Raw genomic sequence first — 7,685 nt, forward strand, 5'->3', positions numbered from 1 at the left:
GTGGTGGTCAGCCCCTTCTTGAGGTTGAGGCGGCCGTAGTTGGTCAGGCCCGATAGGGTGCGCTTGTAGGTCGGGTCAGTGCCTTCGCGATAGTCGACCGTGTCGACGCTGATGTCCGGCACGCTCGCTTCGGAAAACGAGGCGATCTGGATGCCGGCGATCTCGACACGGAAACGGAAGCCGCGGAACGGGTCGGTCAGTTGGGTGGCCATATGTCAGCTCCGGCTTAGCTGCCCGAATCCGGGCCGGCGGTTTTCTGGGTGATGCGGATGATGACGAACTCGGCCGGATAGACCGGCGCCAGTCCGATGTCGATGTACAACTGCCCAAGCATGCGCGTCTCGGGCGGATTGTTGCTCGCGTCACAGGTGACGAAAAAGGCTTCCTGCGGCGTGGCGCCGAACAGGCCGCCCTGCTGCCACAGCGTAGTGAGGAAGGCATCGATGTCGCGCGTTACCGCGGCCCACAAGGTCTGGTCGTTCGATTCGAACACCACCCACTGCAGGCTGTTCTTCAGGCTCTGCTCGACGTAGATGAACAGGCGGCGCACGCTCAGGTAGGTCCATTGCGTATCCAGGGAAACGGTACGGGCGCCGTAGATCACGTTCCCGTAGTTGATCAGGTTGCGTACCGCGTTGACGCCGTTGGGATTGAGCTGGCTCTGGTCGTCGTCGGTAATCGGCCGTTCGACACCGACCACCGTGCGCATGCTGCCGTCATTCACACCGGCCGGCGACTTCCACACACCCACGCTGCTGTCGGTGTGGGCGTAGCGGCCGAGTACCGGCCCCGACGGTGGAATCGGCACGTTGCTGCCCGAGAGCGGATTGAAGATCCAGAGCCACGGGTAGTAGAGCGAGCCGTAGCTGGAGTTGATCGCTTGCGGCTGGGTTTGACCTCCGGACTGCGCGGTGCCCGACTTGAACGCGACGATCTGCTGCACGCTCTGTCCGAACGGTGGATCGGCCGCGTAGAATAGGTTGGCAAGGGTCTCGCACAACAGCATGCCCTGGTTGATCAGCTGGGCCTGCTTGATCGGGTCGGATTTGCCATTGCTGTCGACGATCGCGGCGGTGTCCGGCTGCGCCAGAAGGCTCAGGCCCTGTACCGTCTTGATCGCTTCCTGCGCGGTGGGAAAATCCAGCTGGCCGTTGGTTCCGCCACTGAGTGCCGTGGGCGTGGTCGTGTTGCCGGGCCGCTGGCTGTCTTTGGGCGTCGCCAGGGTAAGACGTACGAACATCGACTGCGAATTGATACGTCCAACGGCCGCCGCATCCAGGAAGGTAAGGCCGCTGAAGGTCTCCAGCACGTAATAGCTGTTGCCGCCGATTGCCAACGGGGCGAGGCCGTTCTGCCGCACATAATTCACCAGCAACTGCGTGCTGAGTTTATCCGCGTTGGCGCCGGCGCCGTCGATGGTCGTCGCCTGTACGACAATCTGGAAGTTGAACACGGGCGTCGGCTGAGGCGTGCCACCGCCGTTAGGTGGCGGACCACCGCTGTTGCTGATGTAGTACATGAGGCTCGCGCCCCAGGTGCCGTTAGTGGTGGCGACCATCTTGGCGGTGCCCACCGTGCTGGTGGCAGGCGCGCCGGTCTTGTCGGCCACGCGCAGCACGTAGCAGGCGGCGCCGCCTTCCTGAAAGAACTCGTAGACCGCCCAGGAGGTGAAGCCCATCCACACCAGCCCGCCGAACAGGCGCGTGTAGGCGTTCCAGCTGGTGATCAGCGTCGGCGTGTTCAGCGGGCCGCTGTCGGTGACACCGATGAAAGCCGGCATCGACGTCGAGGCACCCTGGATGCTGCGCGTACTGGGAATCTCCTGGATATAGACGCCCGGGTGCTGATAGTTGGCCACGGTCCTGGTTCCTTTCCCGATGAATGATTCAGAGCGGCGCGCCCGCGCGATGCGTGCGCCCGGGCGTTACCGTCAGTTGAAGKTCCCGCGCCTGGCCGTCGGTGAAGGCGAAGCTCAGTGTCACGGGTGTCGGATCGGCGAGCTGGCCAGAAAGTGCCAGCGTGTACGCACCCCCCGGCGCGCAGCGGGTGCGCACATGGCGCTCCCTTCCGCGCACTGTAACGTAACGTGCGCTGATTTCCGCCGGAGTCCGGGTCGACGCAAGCGCGCCACGGATCAGCGTGGCCTGCGGCGGATACTCATAGCCGGGCCCCGGCTCCAGCATGCAGCGCAACCACGCGTCTGCCAGCGTCGCCTCCGGCGTCAGCTCAAAGTCGAGGCCGTAGGCCAGGAACCCCGGCGCATCCACGTCCAGTCGATAACGCCCCGGCGCCACGTCCACAAGCACATAGCGCGCTTCGGGCCGCCTGGGCAGTGCGATCGGTGCGCCGTTGAGACGAAAGCGAGGCACGATTCCCACCGCGGGCCGTCCGCTGTGCGAATCCAGCAACTCGATGACGCCGCTCAGTCGGTGCATCGCGCTGCCTCGTTGAAGTCCGCCGGTAGTGGCCGGGTATTGACGATGGACAGATCGGTGTTCGTTACCATGTCGACATCGACTGGACGCGTCGAAGGAATGCGAACCGGCGTCAGGGTGTAGAGCTTCGTGAGTTTGTACGCCTTGCCTTGGAAGCCGGACCAGATGTCGCGCAGGCCGTCCAGCGATGTCGCTCGCGGGACGATCTCGATACGCTCGTTGCCGGCCTCGCGCAGGCCCTGGTGAAGCCACTTCCCCTCCAGCGCCGGCACGTCGTGGAACAGGCGAAGCAGTTCGTCCGCCAGTACCAGTTCGATCTCGGCGGACTTGGCATACGGGACCATCGTGTACATCAGGTCGACCACCAGGGGCGCCGGCGTCATCTGCATGGCACTGGGCCGATCGGTTGCAGACGGGCGGCGATCCAGTGTGGGTGGCAGGTTGCGCAGCCAGGGGTTGTGCTCCAGCTGGAAGAGATACACCGACAGCTTGTTCTCGCTCTGCGCATCCATCTCCGCCGGCGAATCGAACACGACGGCAGACTCCGCCGCCAACAACGGAATATGCGCGCGCACGAGTTGGCGCAACGATTCGCTGACCCAGCGCACCACCTGCCCGCTATCGACGGAAGCCATGGGCATCACAAGGTAAACAGGGTATAGGCCGAGCCCACCCATTGCGGTTGGCGCGTGCCGACCTGGGCGAGCACCGAGATGTCCGTATCGCCCACCGTCTTGAGGAACAAGCGGCCAGGATCCACCTCCCCGTAGGAAACGTAGGTGCGTAACGCCAGGTCGGTCGAGCTGCCCGTATCGCCGGTGCGCAGGCGAATCTCGCTCGAAGTCATCGACCATGAAGCCAGCTGCACAGCGCCGCTGGTCTGATTGCTGACCATGATGCCGTTAGCGCCCCGCCGGTAAGGTCCGAAGGACCAGCGCACATTGGCGTCCATGTCGGAGTCGACCACGATATCCAACTGGCGGCCCGGCCGAACGTTGCGAATGTTGAGAAGCACCGTGTGGTACCGCCGCGATTCCCGATGGAAGCTGGCACTGATGCGTCCGTTCCGCCACAACGCCGGCGGGCCATCGCTAAAGAAGGCAAGGACGTTCGCTTCGTTGTTGACCGTGCAATAACCCTGCACGAACGTCGTCCCTTCCTCGACCTCCACGAACAGGGTGAAGGTGAAGTCGTTGGACGCAGGCGCGATGGCCGAGGTAGTGAGCTGCAGCACGCTGTCGTTGAACGCCACTGAACGCAGGATGGGTGTGCCGCTGCCGCTGGCATCCGACGTGACGTTGTACGAAAAGCCCATGCTGTCGCCAAGGCGGCGGCCCAACGACCAGCGTACGCCTGGCGTCTCGAAGGTGATGTTGATGCCGCTGTTGGCCGCGACCTTCTGGAACTGGAGCACCACGGGTATCAGCACTCGGGACATGGCTGTTCGTTTCCCTGGTCAAAAATCGATGGCGAAGGCGCTCAGGCCCACGACGCTGGTGCGATCGGTGCTCGACTGCAAGGTAGCGACCGCATTCGGAGGCAGGTCCACACGACCGCGCAGCTCGCGCTGGGTGGTGCGCACATAGAGTTGCACCAGGATCTCCTGGCTATCGGCGTAGGTCTGAACGAAGAACTCGCGCGCGTTGATCAGAAAATTGCTGAGGTATAGCGCCGGGTCGACGTTGGTGGAAAAGCTCAATCCGACCAGACCCCGGCCGTCGCCTTCGCTCCACACCGCATGCTGGTCGTCGCGGATGGTGATCAGCACGCGGGAGTTGGCCCGCACGTTGCGTAGCGCGATGCTCAACGGCTGGAACGCCACGTCGCGGTCCGCGCGGAACAGTTTGCCCTTCAGCGTCTCCTCGTCAACGTGGTCCATCATTCGCTGGTTCCGGATCGGAACCGACAGCAGTACGTCCTGCGGGTTTTCCTCCACGGTGGGCGGCGTCGTCTCGGGCGGCGTAGTGGATGMCGAGGACGTCACCGTGGACCCTGTGCCCGCCTTATGCGTCGCCTTGCCCTCACCTTTCCTGGACTCTTCCATGGCGGTCACTTTCCGATCGTGATGGTGTTGCGCCCGGACACGAGCTGGCCGCTCGCGCTGCCACCGGGCACGTTATACGTGGCCGTGATCAGTCCCGAAGAGAACGCCAGGTCGAGCTGTAGCGTGGGAGGGCTGCCTGCGGTGAAGCTGCTCCACACCAGGGCCTGCATGCCGCCATAGGTCTTGCCGTCGCTGACATTGAAAAATACCTGCTTGCCAGACACGCTGAAATTCAGCAGCGGTGGCGTCGTGTTGCCCGAATACGCCTCCAGCTGCGCTGTCTGGCTATCGGTCACCAGGAAGTCGTTGCTGTCAGCCACGTTGAGCTGCACTTTCTGGTTGGTGAAATCCTGATTGAACACGAACATGAACGCGATCTGGTAGATCGGCGCATTCGCCATGGCATTCCCCTGGACGATCGTGATGTCGGAGCCTGGGCGCACGTACCCGGTGCGGCCGATGAACAGGCCGCGCCGGGTGGTAGCGCTTTCGCCGTGAAGCCGCAGCTACACGGTCAGTTGATCGGCTTCCACGGGAAGTAGATCGGGGTCTGGCTCAGCGTGGTCTTGCCGCCGTTGTTGAGCGACACCTGCACCGYCGTGGTGGCGTCGGTGACAATCGCGTATAGCAGGAGGCCCTGCGTGCCGGCCTGGGCGGCCAGATAGCCCTGGACCTGCAGCGTCCACTGGTTGCCGCCACCTCCACTTGAGGCAGTGTCTAGCGTGGTCACGTTCGGGGTGATGGTGATTGCCGACAGCGGCAGGCTACCGGCGGTTACCAGCGAAACCTGCATGCCGGCCGAACCGGATGCTTCGTCGCCAAGGCTGTAGATCACCGGGTAGCCTGCAGCGGCTCCGCCGACATTGATGACAATCTTCGAAGTGCTGGTCGCCGAGCTGCTGATGGTCAGCAGAAGGTTCATGTACTTGTCGAAATCGACGTCCGTTTTCAGGTCAGCCGCTTTTACGAGGGAAGAAGCGTCATAGCTGGCGTTCAATTCGGTAGTGCTCATGGTCGGTCACTCCTGGTCTCAGTCATTGATGGTCGGTGCGTCAAGTGCCCTGCCCACGACATCGTCGAGCGCGAACTGCGTGTCAGCTTGTGTTTTTTCAGGCGCAATCATCCGTGCCCAGCCAACGCTGGACGGAGAAGGCCAAGCGAAATCGCGGCAGCAACCTTCCAGCGCGGCACGGATGCCACGAGCAGAATGTCGGATGGATACCGGACGCCGCGGTTGAACCGCGCTGACAAACACCAGGAAAGACGCGTAGGAAATTCCGCCGCGGCAAAGACTACGTCATGCCGTGGTACGCCTCCTGGCTCACATTTCTTCCTCTACTTGCCATGTCCAAGGCTCACCTGAATCCCCTGTCCTTCGCTCACCAGGAAGGTGAAGCGAGACTTCACAATCGAACCATTTCGCGCGTGAAGACACAACGTACTTTGATAAGCGCATTTGGCAAATGCACGGTGCATGTGTCGCCTGCGTACGCAAGTTGCACATTCATGCGATGCATTTCGTAAAAAGGAAATGCTGCTGCCACGATGGTGTCACCGCACCGATGTGCTGATCTCACGTGCGCAGGGGAGTCGTGCATGTCCGCAGGAACTCCCCTGCACTGTCGATCAGAGAGCAATACCCTGCATACCGGATGCCCCTGAGAACACGGGGGTCTGTCCGACTTGCAACAGTCGACCATCGGCCAGGATCAGGAACGTGTCGATATCGCCACCCAGGGAATTGCCGACGTACAAGAACAATCCATCCGCGGAAGCCTTGAGATCGGTCGGTGCGGCACCGGCTTCCAGCGAACCAGCGACGCCGCCATGGAGGACGGTCAGCGAGCCATCGCCACCGATGCGATACGCGCTGATGTTTCCCTTGCCCGCGTTTGCGGTAAATGCGAAACGTCCGGACACCGTCAGCCAGCATGCGGCGGCCTGTCCGTTTGCGATATCGCTGGAGATCGACTTCAGGCTGCCGTCATGGCTGATCGCATACGAACTGGCCGCCGAGCCGGCAGCCTGCGACGTGACGAGGTGACCGTGCGCGTCGAAGTCGAAGCCGAAGGGCTGTGGGTCGTTCGACGGTGTGATGTCGGGATCCTTGGCCAGACTCCCGTTGCGGTCGACAGCGAAGAGTTCGAACCACCCCTTGGCGGAGGCATCCTTGACCGACACCGCGAGCCAGCCACCGTCCGGCGAGAACTGCAGTTGCGCCGGGGTCATGCCAACGTTGGGCTGGTTGCCCACCAGGGGCGCATCCGTGCCAAGCAGGCGCGTCTCCGCCGGCAAGGCGACGAGCTGCCCTCCGGCGGTGATCTGAAATGCCGTGATCGTGGAGGTGTTGGCGCTGTTGAGAACATAGAGGCGACTGCCCCTCTGGGCGACGCTGACCGGATAGGTACCGCCGGTAGGCTGGACGTCGATCAGGCGCAGGCGGCTGCCCTCGATAGCGAATACGGACACCTGATTGGAGCCCGCATTGGTGGCGAAGAGCAGACGGCCGTCCTCGCTCCTGATCAGCGCATTCTGAGAACCGAGCGGGTCCGGGGGCGGAGCCGTGGTGCCGACGCCGACGCCCTTCCCTCCCGTCGACGCGACCGACACCTTTTCCAGGCCCCCGAAAAAGTTGCGACGTAACACGGCGACGCTGTTGCCCTGGATGTCGTTGGACATAACGTAAACGTAGGGTGAGTCGAAGCGCCGTTGATCCAGCGGGCGATCCTGCGCGTGGACGGCGCTTGCGGCCGCCAGTACGCCGGCGAGGGCGGCAGCCAGCTTTTGTGTGGTGTTCATGGTCGCGTCTCCGAAAGAGCCAGATAGCTCAAAGGGTCTTCGCCCTCAAGACGCGTTTGGTTACAGGTACGTGCCCGAATAAGCCAAGATAAGGACTTCGATCCTTACGTCGGCCGGGCATGAACGAAGCAAGAGCATCAACGGGCGCGGTCGTCGCACTGGGCGCGACCGTCGTGATCTGGGCATTCAGCTGGATCGTGATGAAGCTGGTGCTGCGCTACGCCGGGCCGTTCGACTTCTGCGCGCTGCGCTACCTCATCGGGGCTGCGTTGCTGTTCGTTGTGCTGGTAGTGATGCGTCGTCCCCTGGCCTGCCCTCCGTTAGGCGGAACCATCGTCACCGGGCTGGCCCAGACGGCAGCCTTTCAGGGCCTGGGTCATTTAGCGTTGACCTCCGGAGGCTCCGGG

Annotated in this window: 10 protein-coding genes; 1 reads left to right on the forward strand and 9 read right to left on the reverse strand. The window is 62.8% G+C overall.

Annotated features, from left to right (window positions below):
* From AC1DSN_RS15260 to AC1DSN_RS15300, 9 genes are all read right to left on the reverse strand, one after another.
* Window positions 1-212, reverse strand: a 212-nt coding sequence (locus AC1DSN_RS15260; RefSeq protein WP_477331464.1) for a phage tail protein, incomplete at its 3' end; no start/stop codon positions are given.
* A 14-nt stretch (window positions 213-226) separates the two neighbouring features.
* Window positions 227-1,858, reverse strand: coding sequence for a phage tail sheath family protein (locus AC1DSN_RS15265; protein WP_477331466.1), 1,632 nt, complete (start codon window positions 1,856-1,858; stop codon window positions 227-229).
* Window positions 1,859-1,886: 28 nt separating this feature from the next.
* On the reverse strand, window positions 1,887-2,435 hold the full coding sequence (locus AC1DSN_RS15270) for a hypothetical protein (RefSeq protein ID WP_477331468.1): 549 nt from the start codon (window positions 2,433-2,435) through the stop codon (window positions 1,887-1,889).
* On the reverse strand, window positions 2,423-3,070 hold the full coding sequence (locus AC1DSN_RS15275; protein ID WP_477296766.1) for a Pvc16 family protein: 648 nt from the start codon (window positions 3,068-3,070) through the stop codon (window positions 2,423-2,425). Before AC1DSN_RS15275 ends, AC1DSN_RS15270 begins: the two co-directional genes overlap by 13 nt.
* A gap of 5 nt (window positions 3,071-3,075) precedes the next feature.
* The gene (locus AC1DSN_RS15280; RefSeq protein WP_477296767.1) at window positions 3,076-3,873 is read right to left on the reverse strand and encodes a hypothetical protein; all 798 of its coding nucleotides are present in this window, start codon (window positions 3,871-3,873) and stop codon (window positions 3,076-3,078) included.
* An 18-nt stretch (window positions 3,874-3,891) separates the two neighbouring features.
* Window positions 3,892-4,479: a hypothetical protein gene (locus AC1DSN_RS15285; protein WP_477331470.1), complete on the reverse strand. Its 588-nt coding sequence runs from the start codon at window positions 4,477-4,479 to the stop codon at window positions 3,892-3,894.
* Between the two features lie 5 nt (window positions 4,480-4,484).
* Complete coding sequence (locus tag AC1DSN_RS15290; RefSeq protein WP_477331472.1) at window positions 4,485-4,922, reverse strand: hypothetical protein; 438 nt, start codon at window positions 4,920-4,922, stop codon at window positions 4,485-4,487.
* 71 nt (window positions 4,923-4,993) lie between these two features.
* Window positions 4,994-5,491, reverse strand: a complete 498-nt coding sequence (locus AC1DSN_RS15295; RefSeq protein ID WP_477331474.1) for a hypothetical protein — start codon at window positions 5,489-5,491, stop codon at window positions 4,994-4,996.
* A 614-nt stretch (window positions 5,492-6,105) separates the two neighbouring features.
* Window positions 6,106-7,278, reverse strand: a complete 1,173-nt coding sequence (locus tag AC1DSN_RS15300; protein WP_477296769.1) for a lactonase family protein — start codon at window positions 7,276-7,278, stop codon at window positions 6,106-6,108.
* Between the two features lie 119 nt (window positions 7,279-7,397).
* On the opposite strand from AC1DSN_RS15300, the gene AC1DSN_RS15305 reads away from it, so the two are divergent.
* Window positions 7,398-7,685, forward strand: a 288-nt coding sequence (locus AC1DSN_RS15305; RefSeq protein ID WP_477331476.1) for an EamA family transporter, incomplete at its 3' end; no start/stop codon positions are given.

The sequence above is a fragment of the Luteibacter sp. P4_D7_3 genome (genome assembly GCF_056401735.1).

Excerpts from the sequence above, each read along its gene's own strand:
- AC1DSN_RS15275 (WP_477296766.1), bottom strand. The coding sequence starts at position 3,070 with ATGGCTTCCGTCGATAGCGGGCAGGTGGTGCGCTGGGTCAGCGAATCG.
- AC1DSN_RS15280 (WP_477296767.1), bottom strand. The coding sequence starts at position 3,873 with ATGTCCCGAGTGCTGATACCCGTGGTGCTCCAGTTCCAGAAGGTCGCG.
- AC1DSN_RS15300 (WP_477296769.1), bottom strand. The coding sequence starts at position 7,278 with ATGAACACCACACAAAAGCTGGCTGCCGCCCTCGCCGGCGTACTGGCG.